This window comes from Aquimarina megaterium XH134 (assembly GCF_000520975.1).
GTDB lineage: Bacteria > Bacteroidota > Bacteroidia > Flavobacteriales > Flavobacteriaceae > Aquimarina > Aquimarina megaterium.
In genome coordinates this window covers 91,696-113,151 of record NZ_JACB01000004.1, presented here as the reverse complement: position 1 = coordinate 113,151, position 21,456 = coordinate 91,696, and the positions used below count along the sequence as shown (strand labels likewise).

The 21,456-nt window shown below is 33.0% G+C and carries 21 protein-coding genes; 15 read left to right on the top strand and 6 right to left on the bottom strand.

Features of this window, described 5'->3' with window-relative positions:
* Positions 1–21 precede the first annotated feature (21 nt).
* Entirely contained in the window at positions 22–723 is a 702-nt protein-coding gene (locus Z053_RS0105590) for a hypothetical protein (RefSeq protein ID WP_025664058.1), read from the top strand.
* A 39-nt stretch (positions 724–762) separates the two neighbouring features.
* On the opposite strand, the gene pabB is transcribed toward Z053_RS0105590, so the two are convergent.
* Both pabB and Z053_RS0105580 read right to left on the bottom strand, forming a co-directional pair.
* Positions 763–2,067, bottom strand: coding sequence for an aminodeoxychorismate synthase component I (gene pabB / locus Z053_RS0105585; protein WP_025664057.1), 1,305 nt, complete (start codon positions 2,065–2,067; stop codon positions 763–765).
* Between the two features lie 7 nt (positions 2,068–2,074).
* Positions 2,075–2,611 carry an NADPH-dependent FMN reductase gene (locus Z053_RS0105580; protein WP_025664056.1) on the bottom strand — a complete coding sequence of 179 codons (537 nt, stop codon included), beginning with the start codon at positions 2,609–2,611 and terminating at the stop codon, positions 2,075–2,077.
* Between the two features lie 88 nt (positions 2,612–2,699).
* Between Z053_RS0105580 and Z053_RS0105575 the strand changes: the two genes are divergently transcribed.
* The 8 genes from Z053_RS0105575 to Z053_RS0105540 all read left to right on the top strand — a co-directional run bounded on the left by Z053_RS0105575 (position 2,700) and on the right by Z053_RS0105540 (position 10,334).
* Positions 2,700–4,055 carry a DEAD/DEAH box helicase gene (locus Z053_RS0105575; protein WP_025664055.1) on the top strand — a complete coding sequence of 452 codons (1,356 nt, stop codon included), beginning with the start codon at positions 2,700–2,702 and terminating at the stop codon, positions 4,053–4,055.
* A gap of 47 nt (positions 4,056–4,102) precedes the next feature.
* Positions 4,103–4,852 carry an NYN domain-containing protein gene (locus tag Z053_RS0105570; protein ID WP_025664054.1) on the top strand — a complete coding sequence of 250 codons (750 nt, stop codon included), beginning with the start codon at positions 4,103–4,105 and terminating at the stop codon, positions 4,850–4,852.
* A 25-nt stretch (positions 4,853–4,877) separates the two neighbouring features.
* Complete coding sequence (locus tag Z053_RS0105565; RefSeq protein WP_025664053.1) at positions 4,878–5,870, top strand: DUF1028 domain-containing protein; 993 nt, start codon at positions 4,878–4,880, stop codon at positions 5,868–5,870.
* An 81-nt stretch (positions 5,871–5,951) separates the two neighbouring features.
* Entirely contained in the window at positions 5,952–6,971 is a 1,020-nt protein-coding gene (locus Z053_RS29870) for a serine hydrolase domain-containing protein (protein WP_025664052.1), read from the top strand.
* A gap of 19 nt (positions 6,972–6,990) precedes the next feature.
* On the top strand, positions 6,991–7,527 hold the full coding sequence (locus Z053_RS0105555) for a metal-dependent hydrolase (RefSeq protein ID WP_025664051.1): 537 nt from the start codon (positions 6,991–6,993) through the stop codon (positions 7,525–7,527).
* A gap of 13 nt (positions 7,528–7,540) precedes the next feature.
* Entirely contained in the window at positions 7,541–8,290 is a 750-nt protein-coding gene (gene bla, locus Z053_RS0105550) for a subclass B1 metallo-beta-lactamase (protein WP_025664050.1), read from the top strand.
* Between the two features lie 3 nt (positions 8,291–8,293).
* The gene (locus Z053_RS0105545; RefSeq protein WP_025664049.1) at positions 8,294–10,066 is read left to right on the top strand and encodes an ABC transporter ATP-binding protein; all 1,773 of its coding nucleotides are present in this window, start codon (positions 8,294–8,296) and stop codon (positions 10,064–10,066) included.
* 28 nt (positions 10,067–10,094) lie between these two features.
* Positions 10,095–10,334 carry a CDGSH iron-sulfur domain-containing protein gene (locus Z053_RS0105540; protein ID WP_025664048.1) on the top strand — a complete coding sequence of 80 codons (240 nt, stop codon included), beginning with the start codon at positions 10,095–10,097 and terminating at the stop codon, positions 10,332–10,334.
* 76 nt (positions 10,335–10,410) lie between these two features.
* On the opposite strand, the gene Z053_RS29865 is transcribed toward Z053_RS0105540, so the two are convergent.
* Genes Z053_RS29865 through Z053_RS0105525 form a run of 3 tightly spaced genes read right to left on the bottom strand, consistent with a single transcriptional unit; the run spans position 10,411 to position 13,233 of the window.
* Positions 10,411–11,328, bottom strand: coding sequence for a redoxin family protein (locus Z053_RS29865; protein ID WP_025664047.1), 918 nt, complete (start codon positions 11,326–11,328; stop codon positions 10,411–10,413).
* Positions 11,329–11,332: 4 nt separating this feature from the next.
* A complete protein-coding gene (locus Z053_RS27960; protein ID WP_025664046.1) occupies positions 11,333–11,770 on the bottom strand; it encodes a MotA/TolQ/ExbB proton channel family protein in 438 nt (145 codons plus the stop codon).
* Positions 11,771–11,793: 23 nt separating this feature from the next.
* On the bottom strand, positions 11,794–13,233 hold the full coding sequence (locus Z053_RS0105525) for an alpha/beta hydrolase family protein (protein WP_025664045.1): 1,440 nt from the start codon (positions 13,231–13,233) through the stop codon (positions 11,794–11,796).
* A gap of 216 nt (positions 13,234–13,449) precedes the next feature.
* Between Z053_RS0105525 and Z053_RS0105520 the strand changes: the two genes are divergently transcribed.
* Positions 13,450–14,520 carry a sensor histidine kinase gene (locus Z053_RS0105520; RefSeq protein WP_025664044.1) on the top strand — a complete coding sequence of 357 codons (1,071 nt, stop codon included), beginning with the start codon at positions 13,450–13,452 and terminating at the stop codon, positions 14,518–14,520.
* Positions 14,517–15,227, top strand: coding sequence for a LytR/AlgR family response regulator transcription factor (locus tag Z053_RS0105515; RefSeq protein ID WP_025664043.1), 711 nt, complete (start codon positions 14,517–14,519; stop codon positions 15,225–15,227). The genes Z053_RS0105520 and Z053_RS0105515 overlap by 4 nt, the downstream gene beginning before the upstream one ends.
* Positions 15,228–15,334: 107 nt before the next feature.
* On the opposite strand, the gene lpdA is transcribed toward Z053_RS0105515, so the two are convergent.
* Positions 15,335–16,741, bottom strand: coding sequence for a dihydrolipoyl dehydrogenase (gene lpdA / locus Z053_RS0105510; protein ID WP_025664042.1), 1,407 nt, complete (start codon positions 16,739–16,741; stop codon positions 15,335–15,337).
* Between the two features lie 251 nt (positions 16,742–16,992).
* Here lpdA and Z053_RS0105505 point away from each other — a divergent pair, with 251 nt between their 5' ends.
* The 4 genes from Z053_RS0105505 to Z053_RS0105490 all read left to right on the top strand — a co-directional run bounded on the left by Z053_RS0105505 (position 16,993) and on the right by Z053_RS0105490 (position 21,416).
* Positions 16,993–18,549 carry a hypothetical protein gene (locus Z053_RS0105505; protein WP_025664041.1) on the top strand — a complete coding sequence of 519 codons (1,557 nt, stop codon included), beginning with the start codon at positions 16,993–16,995 and terminating at the stop codon, positions 18,547–18,549.
* Positions 18,550–18,689: 140 nt separating this feature from the next.
* Positions 18,690–20,129 carry a hypothetical protein gene (locus Z053_RS0105500; protein ID WP_025664040.1) on the top strand — a complete coding sequence of 480 codons (1,440 nt, stop codon included), beginning with the start codon at positions 18,690–18,692 and terminating at the stop codon, positions 20,127–20,129.
* Between the two features lie 194 nt (positions 20,130–20,323).
* On the top strand, positions 20,324–20,866 hold the full coding sequence (locus Z053_RS0105495) for a GNAT family N-acetyltransferase (RefSeq protein WP_025664039.1): 543 nt from the start codon (positions 20,324–20,326) through the stop codon (positions 20,864–20,866).
* 16 nt (positions 20,867–20,882) lie between these two features.
* A complete protein-coding gene (locus tag Z053_RS0105490; protein WP_025664038.1) occupies positions 20,883–21,416 on the top strand; it encodes a Cif family virulence factor in 534 nt (177 codons plus the stop codon).
* Positions 21,417–21,456: the final 40 nt, after the last annotated feature.

Below are 21,456 nucleotides of genomic sequence, written 5' to 3'. Positions count from 1 at the left end.
CAACTCTTAAATTACTGATAAATGAATAGGACACATGAATTACAAGAATTTTATGAGGCTGATGATCAAAGGGAATTTAGTAAAAAATTATTATCCATTGTACCACACTTACATCCCTATGTAAAACACAGATTATATATTGCAGAAAGCGTAGGCATTTTACCTCAGAACATGTATTGCTCTAATGGTATTATAGACGATGCAATATTGAAACTTTATCATGATGATCTTGATGTCGAAATAGACACCTTATCTCTAGAACTTCAACTTTTTAAAATTGCCGATGAGCTTATTGATGAATTATACATTCGCGAAGGATGGCATCAAAAAAGTATTAGCACCAGTTATTTTCTTAAAGAAGAACTCGAAAGACTCGAAGAAAACTATACTGTAGAAGGTAATAATGAACTTATTATGAAAGAAGAGTTAGATGATATTTGTTATCATCAAAATTCTGAAGAAAAGCAGAATTTTATATACAATGATATGGATTCTGATATCCTTAAGGTTATAGATTCTGAACCTTCCCCTGAGTATAGAAAACAGAAGTTATTAGGTAAATTCTATAGTTGGCTCCCCATAGAGACTTCTAAAATTATTGATCTCTTTGTTTTCGGAAAATTAAATTTTGAAGAAATTGCTAAAATTAAAGAGATAACTGCACAAGAAGTCAAAGAAATTATCATTGATGTACGAAAGAGTTTTAGGAGGAATCTTATTTAGTGAAGCGAGGAGCAGTTTATAATTACCTGTATACTTTTACTACATACTTTCTAATACTTCTCGCATTGCTTTTGCCTTAAGCAAACATTCTTCGTATTCTTTATCGGGGTCTGACTTGGCAGTTATAGCTCCACCAACCGTATATGATATATATTGTCGCTCCTCATTATAGAGAATACTTCTGATTACTACATTAAAGTCAAAATCTCCATCTGGAGTAAAATACCCTACGGCTCCACTATATAAACCTCTTTTAGATTTTTCGAGGTTTTCTATGATTTGCATTGCAGAAATCTTGGGAGCTCCGGTCATACTTCCCATTGGGAAAGTTGTTTTGATAACATCAACAGGAGAAATGGTATCATTAATTGTAGAAGTTACCGTAGATATCATTTGATGCACTTGTTTAAACGAATACACTTTACACAATTCCTCAACAATAACCGACCCTTTGGTTGCGGTTCGTGATAAATCATTTCGTACCAGATCTACAATCATTACATTTTCTGATCGCTCTTTGGGGTCACCATAAAGGTCTGATACTAGCCTCTTATCCTCATTAATATCTTGTGATCTTTTTGCTGTTCCTTTTATGGGTTGTGAAATTACTTTTCGTCCTTCTTTTCGCAAATAGCGTTCTGGTGAAGCCGATAGCAAATAGTGACCATTCATCCTAAAAAATGTGGCAAAAGGAGGTTTTGAAATATCGTTTAAGTGGTAGTATGTCTGTAAAGGATCAATACAACTGTTTTTTGCAAAAAACTCCTGACAGAAATTCGCTTCATAAATATCTCCTCGGTGTATATGGGCAAGCATTTCATTTACCTTCTCTTTATATTCATCTTTTGTGATACGCAAGCTTATTTTTACCTTACCACAAGGTTGCTCTGTAATATCTTTTTTGAGTAATGAATACTCAGAGATTACCTTAAAATCTTCCTCCATTTCATCATCTACCATTCTCAAATAATGCATTTCAAGAATATTTCCTTTGAGCAGAAAAAGTTTTTTAGGTTGAAAAAAGTACAAATCCGGAAAACATAACTCGTCCTTATTTTCAGAAACTAAATCTTCTGTATCATTTTTAAGATCATAAGAAAGATAACCAAAAATCCAATCCGAAGTTACGCTTTGATATTCTTTTAGCTTATCAAAGCCATTATAATAATCGGTTTTAATCGTCGTAAAAGCATCTACCGCCAATACGGCATCATAACTAGAATATTGCTGTGAGTAGCGGTTAGAATCTAGCCAAATAGCCTCTTCAAATTGCTGTCCCCAATGTAATAGCTTGCTTTTAAATTCTGAAAAATCTTCTAAAGTATATTGTTGAACACTTCGCACTTACTCGTTAGATTTGATGTGCAAAAGTACTGAGAACTTCGTTTAATCCCAATAAAAGTGTCTCATCTGTTACAGTATTGGATTCTATAGAAAAATTATCATAAAAAGAAGGAAAACTAAAACTCTCTACAATTTCGGCACCAAATCTGGGAAACACATTTTTAGCAAATTCTAATGAGCTTAATCCTCCTCTTTTTCCGGGAGAAGTACTCATTAATAAGATCTTCTTTCCTTCCAGAAAATTACGATCTAGTCTAGACAACCAATCTATTACATTTTTAAAAAAAGCACTCCAGCTCCCATTATGTTCATTTACCGAAATAATCAACGCATCAGCCTCAGAAATTTCTTGTTTTAGCCCCATAACCATCCCGGGAAAACCAGCTTTTTTTTCTTCATCTTCACTATACATTGGCATAGCATAATTTACCAGGTTAATTATTCTTATATCATGTCCCTTTATTTCTGAAACTACAAACTCTACGAGTTTCTGATTAATAGAAGTACTGCTATTAGAACCTGCAAAGGCAATAATTTTCTTCATTAGTATCGTATTAGAAAGTCAAAAGTAACCAAAATGTTCACAGTCCCAAAATAAGGCTACCTTTGTAGCATCAAAAAAAATAGATCAATTGACTTTTCAAGATTTAAATCTAAATACACAACTTCTTAATGCCCTTGATGATTTAGGGTTTGAGACCCCTACACCTATTCAGGAAAAAGCTTTTGCTCCTGTAATGTCTGGAAAAGATGTTGTAGGTATTGCGCAAACAGGTACAGGTAAAACATATGCCTATATGCTTCCGATTTTAAGGATGCTAAAATATTCTGTACAACAAAACCCAAGAATATTGGTATTAGTTCCTACACGAGAACTTGTTGTACAGGTAGTAGATGAAATCGAAAAACTTTCTACGTATATCAATGTGCGAATAACAGGAGTGTATGGAGGTACGAATATCAATACACAAAAACAAGCCGTTTCGCAAGGATTAGATATTATAGTTGCTACTCCAGGGCGTTTATATGACCTGGCTGTAAGCAGAGCTTTACAACTTAAATCTATTCAGAAACTGGTAATCGATGAAGTGGATGTAATGCTGGATTTAGGATTTAGACATCAATTGATGAATATTTTTGATATCCTTCCGCGGCAGCGACAAAATATTATGTTTTCGGCTACAATGACAGATGAAGTAGACCAAATGATTTCGGAAATATTTATCAAACCACAAAAAATATCAATTGCCAAAAGCGGAACACCTCTTGAAAACATCAAACAGTATGGTTACAAGATTCCAAATTTTTATACAAAAGTTAATCTGCTCGAACAATTGCTTTCTGATAAAGAAACCTATCACAAAACACTAATTTTTGTTGGTTTTAAAAAGATCGCCGATCGTTTATTTGAGCAGTTAGAAAAAAAATATGCAGACGAGATTTGTATTATCCACTCTAATAAAACTCAAAACTATAGATTACGGAGTATAGAGCAATTTAGAAAAGGAGAAAATCGAATATTGATCGCTACAGATGTAATGGCCAGAGGTTTGGACATAGAAAATGTAAGCCAGGTAATTAATCTCGATACTCCAGAATATCCAGAAAATTATATGCACCGTATCGGTAGAACCGGTCGTGCAGAAAAAGAAGGAGTCTCGTTTGTACTTACTACAGAAAAAGAACAAGAACATCTAGAGGCTATCGAAAGTTTGATGGAAATGAAAATCGAGCAATTAGACATTCCCTCTGGTGTAGAAATTTCTGACCAACTTACTCCAGAAGAACAACCCAAGGTTAAAGAAATCAACAATCCTCATAAACGTCCTAATCATGAGGTTGGAGCCTCTTTTCATGAAAAGAAAGAAAAAAACAAAAAAGTAAATCTGGGAGGTTCATACCAAAGAGAGATTAAGAAAAAATATAAAAAACCTAAAACTAAAGGAGATAAAACATATAATTTAAGAAATAAAAAAAAGAAGCGATAATGTAACTGATTTTGCTTTTTTAGATTGAACTCTTCTAATACCTTTTTATGGATTTAAATCTTGCAGTACTAATAGATGGTGATAATATACCATCTACATATATAAAAGAAATGATGGAAGAAATTGCAAAATATGGCAATCCAACTATCAAAAGAATTTATGGAGATTGGACTAAACCAGATCTTACTAAATGGAAAAAGATTCTTCTGGAAAATGCAATAACACCTATCCAGCAATACGGATATACAAAAGGTAAAAATGCTACAGATTCTGCAATGATTATAGACGCAATGGATATTCTATATTCTGAAAAAGTGAATGGCTTTTGTTTAGTATCTAGTGATAGTGATTTTACACGTTTAGCGACGAGGCTTAGAGAAGCGGGAATGAAAGTTTTTGGAATAGGAGAAAAAAAGACACCAAATCCATTTATTGTAGCTTGTGATAAATTTATTTACCTCGAAATCCTTAAATATGAAGCAGAAGAAAATGAATCAGAATCTATTAATACCAAAGCCATTTCTACAAATAGTGTTGACAAAATTACTTCAAAAGAGATTAAATTAATTTCACATACTATATCCGACGTAGCCGATGATGATGGATGGGCTTTTCTTGGAGATGTTGGTAGTTTGTTACAAAAAAAACAACCAAATTTTGATTCCAGAAACTACGGTTTTCAGAAATTAACTCCTTTAATCAAGTCTATTAAAAATTTTGAAATTGAACAACGTGAAGCTGCTAAAGGAAGGTCTAAATTGATCTATGTTCGGAATAAAAGACAAAAGAAAAAATAAGCTAATTGTAACAAAAAATACAGACATGAAATCATTAGTATTAAAAGGAGGAGTACTTTTTATGATTCTAATATCTTTTCAGATAGAAGCTCAACAGGTCTATAAAGAAAAGTTTGCACATACTTTTTCTATTGTAGCAAGAGATAAAACTACCGGAGAAATGGCTGTAGGAGTTCAAAGTCACTGGTTCTCTGTAGGATCGATTGTATCCTGGGGGCAATCTGGTGTTGGTGTAGTAGCAACACAATCCTTTGTTAATCCTGCATACGGTCCTAATGGACTTACACTTATGTCTGAAGGTAAAAGTGCAAAAGAAGCACTAGATCTCCTTGTAGCTAAAGATGATGGAAAAGATTTCAGACAAGTAGCCTTTCTGGATGCAAAAGGTAATACAGCTGCTTTTACTGGTGAAAAATGCATTGTCTCTGCACATCATATTGTTGGAGATAATTATGCTGTACAAGCCAATATGATGCTTAATGACAAAGTGGTCCCTGCAATGGCCAAGGCTTTTGAAGAGTATAAAGATCTATCCCTGGCCGATCGCGTAGTCAAAGTACTTATCGCTGCTCAGGAAGCTGGAGGGGACATTAGAGGTAAGCAATCTGCTGCACTGGTAGTTGTGAATGCAAAACCAGCCAAAAACACCTGGGAAGATAAAAAAGTAAATCTAAGAGTAGATGATCATACAACACCATTAGTAGAATTACAACGCCTGTTGCAAGTACATAAAGCTTATGAATATATGAATAAGGGAGATCTGGCAGTAGAAGCTGGAGATATGGAGATGGCGCTTGCAGCCTATGGAGCTGCAGAACAATTGTTTCCCGAAAATTTAGAAATGAAATATTGGAAAGCAATAGCATTGGCTAATAATAAAAGGCTGGATGAAGCATTACCTGTATTAAAGCAAATTTTTGATAAAGATGAAAACTGGAGAGAACTTACCAAAAGGCTCCCAAAATCAGGATTATTAACCGTATCAGAAGCACAGCTTGATCAAATCCTTGCATTATAGAATACGTATTAAAGTTTCGAATTTTCATTAACCACTATCTTTACTCATAAATTTGTACTTCTTAATAAACACATCAAATCAATGAAAAGTAAATTATCCCCAGTACTTATCTTTTTTGTTCTGCTTGTTGCATGTAAAGAATCAAAAAAGAATACTTCTATAAATGAGAAAGTAGTATCTAAGGAAATAGTACGTAATGAAAATGATATCTATTCGGTATTAGTTTCTAAGAATAATCAAATTGTATTTGAAGAATATTATAATGGTAAAACATCAGGGAATGTATCAAACGTTCAGTCTCTTACCAAAGGGGTTATGAGTATTCTTATTGGAATTGCAATCGATAAAAAATTTATTACCAGTGAAAATGAAACCATTGATACATACTTCACTGATGAATTCAAAAATATTGAAGACGAAAGAAAAAAGACGATTACTATTAAACACTTGCTAAATCAAACCTCTGGACTTTCCTGGAAAGGCTTCTTAGAGCATCAAAACTGGATAAATAGCGAGACCCCAATAGCATTTGTCTTACAAAAAAAATTGGAGCACACTCCTGGAGATACATATAATTACAATACCGGCGCTACCCACCTGCTATCTGCTATCCTAAATAAATCTACAGGAAAAACAACTCTTGAGTTTGCAAATGAAAATTTGTTCAATGCATTAGCTATTAATACTGTAAATTGGGAAAAACGAAATGATGGTCATTATGATGGTGGTGGTCTTGGATTAGAAATGAAGCCAGGTGATCTTTTAAAAATAGGTCAATTATTAGAGCAAAAGGGTACATATAATGGTGTTGAAATAGTTTCTAAACCATGGGTAGAAAAACTATTTGATGTAAACGAAAAATTAGCTACCGATTGGGGACTAAGAAATTCTAAACATGGTTTTTGTTGGTATCAAGCAAATCTTAATGGGGATCGTATTGATTATGGAATGGGATATGGCGGACAATTCATAATCATGATTGCTGATAAAAACTTGGTGATCGTTACAACACATAATCACGATACCCCAAACGGAATTAAACAACAAATCAAATTCTTAAATGGAAAACTTCCATTACTAATTGAAAAATACGGTAATTAACACCTGTAATATTTTATAAATGGCCTCTATCTTTGCCCATGGATTTACAGCATATGCCTTTGGTAAAAGTTTTTCGAAAGAAATATATACCAAAAAGTTATGGGTATTAGGAATTATCTGTTCCATCCTTCCTGACGCAGATGTTATAGGTTTTAAATTTGGTATAACATATGAAAGTTTTTGGGGGCATAGAGGGTTTTCACATTCATTACTCTTTGCTTTACTTCTGGGGATTATAGTTACTTTTATTTTCTATTTTAAAAAAGCATATACCAAAACAGGAGTTGCACTAATTTTATATTTTACCGTTTGCACGGCTTTTCATGGCGTTCTTGATGCCATGACTACAGGGGGACTTGGGATTGCATTCTTCTCTCCTTTTGATACTACCCGATATTTTTTTCCGTGGCGACCGATTCAGGTATCCCCAATTGGTGCTAGTAAGTTTTTTAGTACCTGGGGCATTAAAGTATTGTTAAGTGAGTTGATCTGGGTCGCCATACCAACAAGTATTTATATCTTAGTGATTCGTTATTTCAGAAAACGAAAAAACTAACTTCAAAAAAACAATGAGAAACACGATTAAACCTCTATTTTTTTTAGTGGTATTATTATGCATATACTCATGTAAAAAAGAGCATACACCTGATGTCATTACAGTTTCTGAAGAGCTTAAAATTACTAAACTTAATGAGCATAGTTATATTCATACATCCTATCTAAATACCAAAAGTTTTGGAAAAGTACCTTGTAATGGTATGATTATTATTGATAATGCTGAAGCATTGATATTTGATACACCAACTAATGATTCTATATCTGGACTATTAATAAATTGGGTTCAAAAAAACTTAAAATGCGAGGTCAAAGGAGTTATTGCTACACATTTCCATGGGGATTGTTTAGGTGGTTTAAATGAGTTTCATAAAAGAAAAATTTCTTCATATGCCAGCAATGCAACCATACGTCTGGCTAAAAATAAAAACTATACAATTCCGCAAAATGGATTTGACACACAACATAAATTAAAAGTTGGAAATAGAAAAGTACTCAATACATTTTATGGAGAAGGTCATACTTCTGATAATATTGTAAGTTATTTCCCTGATGAAAAAGTACTCTTTGGTGGTTGTTTGATAAAATCAAAAGGAGCTAAAAAAGGAAATCTTGAAGATGCCAATATAAAAGAGTGGTCAACTACTGTTGCTAAAATCAAAGAAAAGTATCCGGATGTAGAAATTGTAATACCAGGACATGGAGCCTATGGCGGACAGGAGTTATTAGCGTATACTATTTCTCTATTTAAAACTGAACAATAATATATGAGAGAATTTCAAAATAACACTTCACCAAAAAACAAAAGAAAATCAAAAGTTACTATAGGGCAAGCTTTTAAAACCATCATATGGCCTCGAAGAAATCTTGTTTTTATTGGATTATTATTAATTGTACTAAGTAGGTTGGCTAGCCTGGTATTACCTATGGCCAGTAAATATCTAATGGATGATGTTATCGCCAAAAAAGATTATGAAATGCTAAAAATGCTTTTGATTAGTGTAAGTTTGGCAATTTTAGTACAAGCAGTAACATCATTTCTTTTAACCCGAATATTAAGTGTACAAGCACAATTTCTAATTTCCGAATTAAGGGCACAAGTACAGAAAAAAGTGCTCTCTTTACCTATTAGTTTCTTCGACAATACAAAATCTGGAGCATTAGTATCTCGTATTATGAGTGATGTAGAAGGTGTTCGTAATCTTATTGGTACTGGATTAGTACAATTAGTTGGAGGTACAATTACGGCTATTATATCATTGGTATTACTCATCAGAATTAGCCCCTCGATGACATTGTTTGTACTGGTTCCTGTATCTGTATTTGGAATTGTAGCTTTAAAAGCATTCAAATATATTCGTCCAATCTTCAGGAAACGAGGAGTTATCAATGCAGAAGTTAAAGGTCGATTAACCGAAACTCTTGCCGGAGTGCGGGTAATAAAAGGATTTAATGCCGAGGCACAGGAAAACAAAACTTTCGAAGAAGGAGTAGATCGACTATTTCAAAATGTAAAAAAGAGTTTAACAGCTACGGCATTAATGACTAGTTCTTCAACATTTTTATTGGGTATTGCTTCTACCGGAATTATGGGAATTGGTGGATATAAAATTATGATTGATGAACTAACCATCGGTGATTTTCTTTCGTTTACACTACTATTGGGATTTATGATTGCACCCATTGTACAAATGAGTAATATCGGAAGCCAGTTAACCGAAGCACTGGCAGGCCTGGATCGTACCGAAGAACTCATGAATATGACTCCAGAAGAAGAAATAGAGGATAGAAACATCACTTTAGAACATATAACAGGAGATATCACCTTTGATAATGTTTCCTTTTCTTATGAAGAGGGAAAAGAGGTACTACATGGTATTAGTTTTAAAGCTCCTTCGGGATCTGTAACTGCTTTGGTAGGTAGCTCTGGTTCTGGTAAATCTACAATCGCCGGATTAGCAGCTACATTCTTAAACCCAAAATCAGGAATCATCACTATTGATGATAATGACATTTCTAAAGTAAAGTTACATAGTTACCGACGTAATCTGGGAGTTGTATTACAAGATGAATTCTTGTTTGAAGGTTCTATTAGAGAAAATATTTTATTTCCTAACCCAGAGGCTACAGAAGCACAATTGCAACAAGCTGTAAAAGCTTCATACGTGAATGAGTTTACAGATCGTTTTGACGATGGATTAGATACGCTAATAGGAGAACGAGGTGTAAAACTTTCTGGAGGACAACGACAGCGAATTGCTATTGCAAGAGCTATTCTGGCAAATCCTAAAATTATTATTCTTGATGAAGCAACATCAAACCTGGATACAGAAAGCGAAGCTTTAATTCAAAAAAGTCTTGGTGAATTAATGAAAGGTAGAACCACTTTTGTTATTGCACATAGATTAAGTACAATCAAAAAAGCAGATCAAATTTTGGTTATCGAGTCTGGTAACATAGCCGAACATGGTAATCATGATGAACTTATTGCTGCAAAAGGCAGATATTTTGACTTATACACATATCAAGCTAGAATTTAGTATTTTTAGAATACAAAAAATCAAGCTTATGAAAAATAACATTAGAGGTGGTGATGCACCAATCGCATGCCAATTAGAGGTTGACAAAAACTATGCTTGGTGTTCTTGTGGTCATAGTACAGATCAACCGTTTTGCAATGGTAATCATAAAAATACAGGAGGTTCTCCTCCTATCATTTTTTGTGTAGAAGAAACAAGAGAGGCTTATTTATGTACTTGTAAACAGACCAACGATCCTCCATATTGTGATGGATCACACAACAATTAAAAAAACTGTTTATTGATCATGACGAGGTAGCATTATAAAAGTGATTTGCTACCTCTATCATTAAGATCGATATATATTACTGTATCGTTTTTTGGTTTTGATTGAATGATTGTAATTTATTTTTATCCTTTAATGCTATTTTGGAGTATTCTAAGTCATTGCTTTGTTTAAAAGTTCCTTCGGGGTTAACAATGCAATGAAAAGGAATCTCTGAAAAATAAAACTTCTGCATTGTTTCTGGATCATTACCATTGGTGTTCAATTGGACTCCTTTTGGATTTTTATTGGTTATATATTTTAACCACCGCTTTGTATCTCGATCTATTGAAATATCAATAAATATAATACTCTCATCCTCTCTAAATTCATTTTTCATTTGTTCGAGTATCGGTTTTTCTGCTATACAAGGAGGGCACCATGTGGCCCAAAAAGTGATATATAATGTTTTTCCTCTATAACTATTTAAAGAAATTAAATTTCCTTCTGAATCAATATATTCTATATCTGGCACATAATTATCTGAGGTTGTACTAAAATCCCATAACTTCTGAGCATGTACTAAGTCTCCACCCTGTGTTACTTTAAATCCTTTTTGTAATAAAATCAGAGGTTGAGAAAGTAGAAAATAAGTAAACACAAAAATCAAAATAAAGGCAGAAGATACTTTATATAATTTTTTCACCTCTTTTCTTGAAACTATCAGTGTCAAAACTCCAATGATGATAAGTACTAATGCAAAAGGGAAATACAAAAATCTAAATGGTTTAAAAATCAAAAGTGACAAAAACAGAAAAGGAAGATACCGTATAGAAGTATTCTTATTTATCATTCCACTTACATAAAACCCCAATATGCATATCAAAATAGGCACCCATTTTAGTAATGCAGGATTATAAATAGGGAGTATTTTGAGAAATAGAAAAAACAATGCAAATAATAGTATTGCGAAAGAAAGAATTCCCAAAAGAATTTTAAAAATTGATTTTTTGATCATAACTCTACTCTTTTTCTTTAGTTATCCATGTAAAAATAATTGTAGCAATTCTTGAAACTATGAAAACAAAAAAACCAAAGACTGCAGGAAGTGCAGATACTTTTAATCCACTTGCAAAAATATGAGTAGAGATTTCATCTATTATTTCGACTTTATCAAACATCCCTACAATACCTATTAACTGGCCTAATAATCCCCATACTAATGTTAAAAGCCCTATAGAATTGATTAGGTTAATATATTTCTCTGAAGGAATACCTTTTTGTATAACGACCCATATGTTTTTTATAATGATAAGCAATACGATCAGAAACAGAACAACTATCGGTATCATAAAAAACATTCCTCCCTCTTCTATTCTATCACCAAGGGATGTAAAGATCGATGAAGTTTCTTTTTGTAAAATAAACAGCTTTGCAATATTGAGCATTAAATTGGCCATTCTATAAAATCTATTTTAAAAAGTTATTTTTTGATAATTTCTATTTCTGGATACTCTTTTTGGATAAAAGTTTCTTTCATTTCTAACGATTGTCGTTTAACATATTTATTAAAAAAAGCAAGAATCAATTGATTAGTAATATAAGACATTCTATCTGGATCGATTTCTCCTGTTTCTGTAAGTGAATGGATTTTTGACCAATACCCCAGATCCCCAAAATTAGCATGACCTGTCGACTTTATCGTAACCAAGTAGTAATCATTTTTTGCAACTTGATCGTATACATAGAAGTTTGGAGTAAAAAATTTATCATAATCCCTGTCGGCATGCATCACCAGGAGTGGTGCTTTCAGCGTAGTATCGATTACTCTTCCAAATTGCGCTCCATCCATATTAATTACTCCTTTAATCTTTTTATTTACCGATGCATTTTGCACTACTGCTGCCCCGCCCCATGAATGCCCCAATAATCCAACTTGATTCATATTCAATTTTTGATATAAAAAGTTACTCGAATCCTCGTTTAATACAGCCAATTGATCTATGACAAAGGAAATATCATTCGACCATCTATCAAGGCTTTCAAAATATGGTAAATATTGTATGAGTTCATAGGCTGCCTTATTTCTATGCTTATCTTTTGCATTGAGTGCTAAATCCATTTTTTCATGTACAAAACCAAAATCTACCTCTGTATTCATGTCGTCAATATTTTTTTGACTCCATTTGATTCGTTTTCCTTGATATTCTGAAAGAAAGGATTCATATGTATGATGTATCGCAAAAACCACATATCCCTGACTTACAATTTCCTCAATAATCGAAGTATACATTTCACTATTCCATAATAATCCATGAGATAAAATTATAATAGGTAACTGTTTATTTTTTATGATAGGAAGTGACTTTTGAGTATGAGTCTTTGTATGATCAAAATGTGTAGCAATAATAGCAGGCATACCTTTACTTTCTACAAAAGCTTCTGCGTATCCATGATCCATATAACGTATCGGTTTTGTAATTTCATGGTCAGAAGGATAATATACATTTATTGTTAACTTTCTATAATCCCCTTTTTCTTTTGTAAGTGTTTCTTCTCGTGTTTTATCTTCAAGATATAATGACTCTAATCCCACTGAAAAAGTACCTGAAGGTTCTGGAAACTTAATCACAGGCATTATGATGCAAAGAACAATACTAATTAAGGTAATAATCAATCCTAAACTAACTAATGAAACCTTTGCTATTTTTTTAATGTTGGAAACATAGTATAATACAATACTTATCAAAAGTGTGGTATATCCTAAATACATCTGCCATCGAATTCCTTCGACTAGCCAATGAAGTACAAAAAAAACAATGCTAATGTAAAAAAGCCATTTTTTGATCTTTAAATATTGTGCAAAAAAACAGATTAAAAACCCTGTTAATGAAAGAAGTAAAAAAAGTTCTAAGATTCGCATTGATTCTTCTATTATTTATTTTGAATCAAAACTAACCACATTAGATTTACGTTATTGGGTATTTGCGACTAACTACCGAATTAGCTTTGCTTATACCTTAAATAGTATCAAAAATGTGGTAAACCTGTAAAAAACCATATCAATTTGGCTTTTTATCTCGTTAACAATGCTGTTTAAAAAAATATATTGATATTACACTCTATTTTTGTTTAGCCAATGATTTCTAAAGAGTTTGTATTAAAAATAATTGTAGAATTATTACTTCATATCATCTTTTGGATTGTAGTATTGGTTTGCTATACCTATTTCTTTGGGCATAATACAGACAACATAAGTTATGTTTTTTCTTTTTCGTTATTCTTAATGCCGGTAACCATTGGGACTACCTATACTGTAATTAACCATCTCATTCCAAAATACCTATTAAAAGAGAAGTATTTACTATTCTTATTATACTGCATATATACTATCATTATTTCTGCTTTTTTTATCACTATTTCATTCTTTTATGGATTGATTTTTTTATCATCCCTAAAATTAGAAGGCATGGCCCCTATGACCAGAAGTCCTTTTTTTCTGTTTATTGCGGTATATTTTGTAGTCTTTGTTGCCAGTGCTTTTAGTTTGGTACGACATAATTATAAATCAAACTCAGCAAACCGAGAACTGCAACATAAAGTCTTAGAGGCTCAGCTTAAACTTAAAGAACAAGAATTACATTATCTCAAAATGCAAATTCATCCTCATTTTTTATTCAATACGTTAAACACGATGTATGGATTTGCGCTAAAAAAATCTGAAGAAACTCCAGAAATGATCTTGAGGCTTTCGAACCTATTAGATTACCTCTTATATCAGGTAGATAAACCTTTGGTATCATTAAAACAAGAATTAGATCATATCAAAGACTATGTTACCTTAGAAAAAATGCGATTTAATGATACGCTGGAGGTAACTATGAATTTTGAAAATGTAGACGATTCTATTCACATTGCTCCTATGCTCTTAATTCCGTTTGTAGAAAATAGTTTTAAGCATGGCCAAATAAGGAATAAAAAACTATCTGTTTACATGAAATTAAGGTATATAAATAACATAGTACATTTTAGTATAAAAAATTCAATTTATAGCTCATCTGAAAATGCCCCAGATGGTATTGGTTTGTCTAACATAAAAAAAAGGCTTTCCTCGTTGTATGCAGATCATCATGAGTTACTAATTTCTAAAGATGAGCAGTGGCATAGTGTCGAATTAAAACTAAACACTTCTAAAACAAAAAACCTATGAGCCCCAAAATATCCTGTATCATAGTAGATGATGAACCCACAGCAAGAGAGATTATCTCCTCTCACCTGTCAAAAATTGATCGTATTGAGGTTATAGCGACATGTAGTAACGCTCTAGAAGCATTTAATTGTATTAATACTCAAAAAGTAGATCTTATTTTTCTAGACATAAATATGCCTGAGATTTCGGGAATTTCTTTTGCGAAATCTATTAATAAGGATATCAAAATTATATTTACTACTGCCTATCGCGAATATGCTATTGATGGCTTTGATCTTCATGCAGTAGATTATTTATTAAAACCTATCGCTTATGAACGATTACTAAATGCCATACATAATTATTTTGAAGTCTATCATAAGACAGAATCATCAAAAACTATCGAAACCAGTTCGAATGAATTTATTTTTGTTCGATCAGATCGAAGAATGAAAAAAGTTGATTTTGCCGAAATTATTTATATCGAAAGTTATAGCGACTATGTAAAAATCCATTGTTCATCAAATACTATTGTCACAAGAGAAACAATAAGTACAATCGAATCCAAATTACCTCAGCAATATTTTATGCGAACCCATCGATCTTATATTATTGCTATTTCGAGAATAGATTCCTTTTCTAACGAAGAAATTATAGTTGGTAAAAAGTCTATCCCTATTAGCAGAAATTACAAAGCCGAAGTATTATCAAGATTAGAGAATATGTAAGTATAAATAACTACCTAAAAATTCTAAGCCTGTTAAAGATCATAAAAACTTCAACAGGCTTAGTTTTACATTAATGTATTATGTTTTTTTACTACTTCCTAATTTGATTAAGAGTGTAACGCTCTATTATCTGTGGCAGCAAGAGCTGCTTCTTTTACTGCTTCTGTAAACGTTGGGTGTGCATGAGACATACGAGAAATATCTTCGGCAGATGCTCTAAACTCCATTGCAGTAACTGCTTCCGCAATAAGATCTGCACAACGTGCTCCAATCATATGAACGCCCAATACCTCATCTGTTACTTCGTCTGCAAGTATTTTCACAAAACCATCAAGATCCCCACTAGCACGTGATCTACCTAATGCTCTAAAAGAAAACTGTCCTGATTTATATTTTACTCCAGCTTCTTTTAATTCTTCTTCCGTTTTACCTACCGCAGCTACTTCTGGCCAGGTATATACTACTCCTGGGATCAGATTGTAATCAATATGCGGTTTCTGTCCTGCTAGAGTTTCTGCAACAAAAACTCCTTCTTCTTCTGCTTTATGTGCCAGCATTGCTCCTTTTATTACATCACCTATCGCATAAATATTAGAAGCACTCGTTTGTAAATGATCATTAACCTCAACCTGTCCTCTATCATTAAGTTTTACTCCAGCAGCTTCTGCATTTAATCCATCGGTATAAGGTCTACGGCCAACAGATACCAAGCAGTAATCTCCTTTAAATTCTACCGGATTTCCTTTTTTATCATCTGCAGTTACCGTTACTTCATCTCCAGAAACCGATACTCCTGTTACCTTATGAGAGGTATAAATTTTGGATTTCTGTTTTTTCATTACTTTCTGTAATTCTCTAGATAGTGCTTTATCCATTCCGGGAATAATTCGATCCATATATTCTATTACAGAAACTTCTGCTCCCAAACGACGATATACTTGCCCTAATTCTAATCCAATTACTCCACCCCCAATAATAATTAGGTGTTTTGGCACTTCTTTTAGTTTAAGTGCTTCTGTAGATGTAATTACTCTCTTTTTATCAATTTCGATAAATGGTAGTGTCGATGGTTTAGAACCAGTAGCAATTATCGTGTTTTTAGCTTCGATTATTTCTACAGTCCCATCTGTTTTTGTAATATTTATATGCGTAGCATCTTTAAATGATCCTACACCCTCAAAAACATCTATCTTATTTTTTTTCATCAAAAAACTAACTCCGTCACAAGTCTGATCTACCACAGTTTGTTTACGGGCAATCATCTTTTCTAGATTGATCTTTACATCACCAGGAATCTCGATCCCATGATCTGCAAAATGCTTTACAGCATGCTCATAATGGTGAGAAGAATCTAACAATGCCTTACTGGGAATACACCCTACATTAAGACAAGTTCCTCCAAGTGTTGAATATTTTTCGATTATTGCGGTTTTCATTCCCAGTTGTGCGCATCGAATAGCGGCCACATATCCACCAGGTCCAGAGCCAATTACGGCTACATCATATGTACTCATAATAGATTATTATGTTGTGCGTGTTAATTATGAACAACAAATGTACAAATGTTTTGCTTCTTACAGAAGCACTGATCTTGTCAAATTTTCATTATAAAGCAATATTAGGGCAATCAAAAAGTTATACTTTAATTCATAGTAAAGAATGAATTAATGAAAGAATGAGATCATGAAGCCATCAAAAAACAAAAATCTTTGCTAATTTGCAGCTTCGATACTTTATTTACTCTTAATGACCTTTTGATATAATTATGCGATATCTATCAACTCTTTTTTTGCTTGCTGTACTAGTTTTATGGAGCTCCTGCCGTAATGATTTTGAGTCAAATCCAAGTACAGGAAATTTGAATTTCTCGACAGACACCTTATTTCTAGATACCGTTTTTACCAATATAGGCTCTAGTACCTATAGTTTTAAAGTATATAATCGTACCAGCGATGATTTTACCATTCCTGCAATTGCGCTGGAGCGTGGTGAAAACTCTAATTACAGGCTTAATGTTGATGGTATCCCCGGAAAATCCTTTGAGAATATTCAGGTCTTAGCCAAGGATAGTATTTTTGTTTTTGTAGAAACAACAACAGATATCACTAATCAAACAGCAGATGTAGAGTTTTTATATACAGATCGAGTATTATTTGATACAGGAGGAAATCAACAGGATGTTGATCTGGTAACTCTAATAAAAGATGCCGTATTTTTGTTTCCTTCTCGGGATGCCATGACAGGTGAGACAGAAACGTTATTACTCGGTCTTGATAATGAAAATAATGAAATTAGAATTGAAGGTTTCTTTCTGGAAGATGATCAACTCAACTTCACCAACGAAAAACCTTATGTCGTTTATGGATATGCTGCTATACCTAGCGGAAAAACACTTACTATAGATGCAGGTGCAAGAATACACTTTCATACTAATTCTGGGATTATAGCTGCAAACGGTGCTACTCTTACCGTAAACGGTGAACTAAGTACAGATCCAGAGCTTCTTGAAAATGAAGTAATTTTTGAAAGTGATCGCTTAGAACCTGGTTTTAGTGATATCCCGGGGCAATGGGGAACTATCTGGCTTACTGCAGGAAGCACAGGTCATTCTATAAATCATGCAACCATAAAAAATGCAACAGTAGGAATACTAATGGACTCTAATGACGGAGGCTCAGATCCGACACTTACTATTAAAAATACCCAGATCTATAACAGTTCTAATGTAGGACTTCTGGCGCGTACAGGTAATGTACTGGGGGAAAACCTGGTAATTAATAATGCCGGGCAAGTATCTCTTAACTGTTCACTAGGCGGCACCTATAATTTTAACCACTGTACGTTTACAAATTATTCTAGTATCGGAACTGGATTTAGAGAGCTCCCAACAGTATTGATTGATAACAATTTACGAGTAAATGAAACTGATGTAGTTGTCGCAGATTTACTTGAAGCAAATTTTACAAACTGTATTATCTATGGAAATCAAGATCTAGAATTAATATTTAGTAAAATTGATGGCACAGCATTCAATTATAATTTCAAGAACTGCTTAATTAGGTTTAATGATTTTGGTGACCAGTTTGCCGGAAATCCTTTATACGATTTTACCAATACTGCTCTGTATGAAAATATTATTTTAAATGAAGAACCTGATTTTAAAACTCCGCTTGAAAACATGCTCAGTATTGGTGAAAATTCTGCTGCTAATGGTAAAGCTTCTATTCCTACCTCGGGAACCGATATTTTAGGAACTCTTCGCAGTACTACTGCTCCCGATATAGGTGCATATGAAAGTACAGCCTTTGAAGAAGAAAATTGATTTATAATATCATTCTTCATAGCATATGTCTACATCTAAAATAGAAAGAGGGCAAAAACCGTATTTTTACTTATAGGAAACAATTACGATAAAGGTTAGATTTGAAAAAGTAACTATTTACTAACTAACACTTTACACAAATGAAAACTAAATTTGCCAACCTTGCAAGTTCTTCACTAGTGGCTTGTCTTGTAATCTTTGTTATTGTTATTTCATGTAAAACAGACAAAAAAGAAAAAACAGATCAACAACCTGTTGCTTATGAAAATGTACAGGAAAAAAGTAACGATTGTAATTGCGAACCTGCATGGTTTCCTCATACTCAAACACCTCCTCCAGAAGAAGGCAAAGGAAGTCCATTTGATACCACTAGTACAACAAATTGTATTTTTCAGCAATGGTCCTGGCAAAAATTCTTGTGGTTAACCAAACCAGAAAACGGAAAAACCGTTTTCGAAAATAAGTTAATACAGGTTAGTGATTTAATGATTCCCGTAGAACCTCAATCAGGATTATCTTTAGTTCTTAAAGATATAGAACAAGCCGGTTCTGATGGAGTCTTAAAAACCAATTCTCAATTTAATTCGAGCATAAGTAAATCTGATACGGTTTACTACTCTATTCATATTAACGACACCTTAAAAGTTGCTGCCGATCATTTTAAAACTGCTATCCTGGATGGATCCATTCCTCATAATAATACCGAAACATTTCCTATAGGGTCATTAGAATTAAAAGTTTCGTGGGTAAAAACCAGTGCAATACCAACAGATAAGCTTTCGACATATTACCAAACCAAAGCAGCTATCTATGAAAATGGTGCATATGTTAAAAGTGATGTTGCTTTATTAGGAATGCATGTAGTTGGGGTTGTCATAAATCATCCAGAATTTATATGGGCAACTTTTGAACATAATGATATGGCCCCCTACTATGATTGGAGTACCAATATAGTATCTTCTACCGATGAAAAATTATTATATGGTAAAGGAAATACTTCATCTCTAGACGGAATTACATGGAGTGGCAATCAACCCAAAGAACCCAATAAAGCTTTTACACTTTTCGAATTTGGAGTTCCCAGAACGCAGGGTAACGGTTTTATGGAAACCAGCCAGAAAGAGCCGAAAAACTATGATAATATAAAAAACATCAATTCTTGTGTTGCTTCAAAGCTTAAAGATGTATGGAAAAACTATTTTTATAACGGAGGAATTTGGATCGATACCGATGGGCTACCTCCACAAAAACAAGCAGATACCATCCAAAAATTAGCAGGTAATATATCTCATGCTACAAAAGGATCTATTGCAAGAGGATCTTTAAATCTTTCTAACCTTACTATGGAAACCTATACACAGACTTTCCAGAGTGATGTACATGATATTAATGTAAATAACCTAGTCAATTGCTTTGTTTGCCATAACTCAGAGAATTTCAACGAAGATAAAGCTAAATCACCGTTATACTTAAGTCATATTTTTAATGCTTATCTGCAACATGGAGCAGGAAAAACACACGATGAAATTAACACATTGAAAATCAAAGAATTTAACGAACAGTTTATGAAAAAAGGGTAAAATTTCTATATTCAATCCAACCAAAACTGCTCGTGTTTGCTATTCTAAAACACGAGCAGTTTTCTATTTCATTACGTATTAAACTCGATTCATCCTAAGAATTCTCGAAACTTAAACAATAAAGGCAACAAATCATTACATTTGAATACATTTATAAAAACGAAAACTTATAATCTATTTTTCAGTTTATTACAATGAATTCATACATTTTTACCTCTCAACGATTAGGTTTCCGTAATTGGACCCTCGATGATTTAGAAACATTAGCCGAAATCAATACTGATGATGATGTGATGGAGTTTTTTCCATTTAAGCCATCAAAAGAAGATACTAAAGCATTTATTATAAGAATGCAGGAAATGTACGCAGAAAAAGGGTTTTGTTATTTTGCTGTTGATCTGCTGGATAATGCCGAATGCATAGGGTTTATAGGTATATGTGAACAAACTTATTTAGAAAAGCTAGGATCTTTTGTAGATATCGGTTGGCGACTCAAAAAAAGCATCTGGAACAAAGGATATGCTACCGAAGGTGCCAAAGCTTGTTTAGATTTTGGTTTTAATACTATTGGATTAGATAAAATCTACTCTGTAGCACCTGCAATTAACATAAAATCAGAGTTAATTATGAAAAAGATTGGGATGCAACAAATCGAAACCTTTGAACACCCCAAATTATTAGATAATGAACGATTGAAATGCTGTGTGTTGTATGAAAGAAAAAGGATACTAGAATAATTAAAAAACAATTATTATGTCAAAATTTAAAATTATAGCCATAGTATTAATTACTTTTCTATGTTTTACACGAATAGCCATAGCTCAAGAAGATGCAGTACACAAAAAAATTAATGCAGACATGTATGGTAATTTCTCTAAAGCATTTGAAACTTTAGATTATGACTTATTTGCTTCTATACACAGCAAAGAAATGATTCGAATTTCGGGAAATGGTGGTGAAATTAAAAAAGCAAATGCTTACTTAAAAGGTTATGAAAAACGATGGAGTGTTCCTTCCAAAAAACCTGCTCTAATTGATTTTAGATTATTTGAAAGAATCTACTCTGATTCCCTGGTTTCTGATAGAGGAATTTACAGAGTTACTTATATTGATGACAGTAATCAAACAAAACACTCCTATGGGCAGTTTCATGTTATATTAAAGATAGAAGATAAAAGCTGGAAAATATGGGTCGATTATGATTCTGATGAAAATAAAAGTATTAATAAAGATAGTTATGATGCCGCTTTTTCTATTTCTGAATATAAAAAATACTGGAAACACTAAGATAGTCTGAAGTTTCTATTACATTTGAAAAACACTTACT

Excerpts from the sequence above, each read along its gene's own strand:
- Z053_RS0105590 (WP_025664058.1), top strand. The coding sequence starts at position 22 with ATGAATAGGACACATGAATTACAAGAATTTTATGAGGCTGATGATCAA.
- Z053_RS0105580 (WP_025664056.1), bottom strand. The coding sequence starts at position 2,611 with ATGAAGAAAATTATTGCCTTTGCAGGTTCTAATAGCAGTACTTCTATT.
- Z053_RS0105570 (WP_025664054.1), top strand. The coding sequence starts at position 4,103 with ATGGATTTAAATCTTGCAGTACTAATAGATGGTGATAATATACCATCT.
- Z053_RS0105565 (WP_025664053.1), top strand. The coding sequence starts at position 4,878 with ATGAAATCATTAGTATTAAAAGGAGGAGTACTTTTTATGATTCTAATA.
- Z053_RS29870 (WP_025664052.1), top strand. The coding sequence starts at position 5,952 with ATGAAAAGTAAATTATCCCCAGTACTTATCTTTTTTGTTCTGCTTGTT.
- Z053_RS0105555 (WP_025664051.1), top strand. The coding sequence starts at position 6,991 with ATGGCCTCTATCTTTGCCCATGGATTTACAGCATATGCCTTTGGTAAA.
- bla (WP_025664050.1), top strand. The coding sequence starts at position 7,541 with ATGAGAAACACGATTAAACCTCTATTTTTTTTAGTGGTATTATTATGC.
- Z053_RS0105545 (WP_025664049.1), top strand. The coding sequence starts at position 8,294 with ATGAGAGAATTTCAAAATAACACTTCACCAAAAAACAAAAGAAAATCA.
- Z053_RS0105540 (WP_025664048.1), top strand. The coding sequence starts at position 10,095 with ATGAAAAATAACATTAGAGGTGGTGATGCACCAATCGCATGCCAATTA.
- Z053_RS29865 (WP_025664047.1), bottom strand. The coding sequence starts at position 11,328 with ATGATCAAAAAATCAATTTTTAAAATTCTTTTGGGAATTCTTTCTTTC.
- Z053_RS27960 (WP_025664046.1), bottom strand. The coding sequence starts at position 11,770 with ATGGCCAATTTAATGCTCAATATTGCAAAGCTGTTTATTTTACAAAAA.
- Z053_RS0105525 (WP_025664045.1), bottom strand. The coding sequence starts at position 13,233 with ATGCGAATCTTAGAACTTTTTTTACTTCTTTCATTAACAGGGTTTTTA.
- Z053_RS0105520 (WP_025664044.1), top strand. The coding sequence starts at position 13,450 with ATGATTTCTAAAGAGTTTGTATTAAAAATAATTGTAGAATTATTACTT.
- Z053_RS0105515 (WP_025664043.1), top strand. The coding sequence starts at position 14,517 with ATGAGCCCCAAAATATCCTGTATCATAGTAGATGATGAACCCACAGCA.
- lpdA (WP_025664042.1), bottom strand. The coding sequence starts at position 16,741 with ATGAGTACATATGATGTAGCCGTAATTGGCTCTGGACCTGGTGGATAT.
- Z053_RS0105505 (WP_025664041.1), top strand. The coding sequence starts at position 16,993 with ATGCGATATCTATCAACTCTTTTTTTGCTTGCTGTACTAGTTTTATGG.
- Z053_RS0105500 (WP_025664040.1), top strand. The coding sequence starts at position 18,690 with ATGAAAACTAAATTTGCCAACCTTGCAAGTTCTTCACTAGTGGCTTGT.
- Z053_RS0105495 (WP_025664039.1), top strand. The coding sequence starts at position 20,324 with ATGAATTCATACATTTTTACCTCTCAACGATTAGGTTTCCGTAATTGG.
- Z053_RS0105490 (WP_025664038.1), top strand. The coding sequence starts at position 20,883 with ATGTCAAAATTTAAAATTATAGCCATAGTATTAATTACTTTTCTATGT.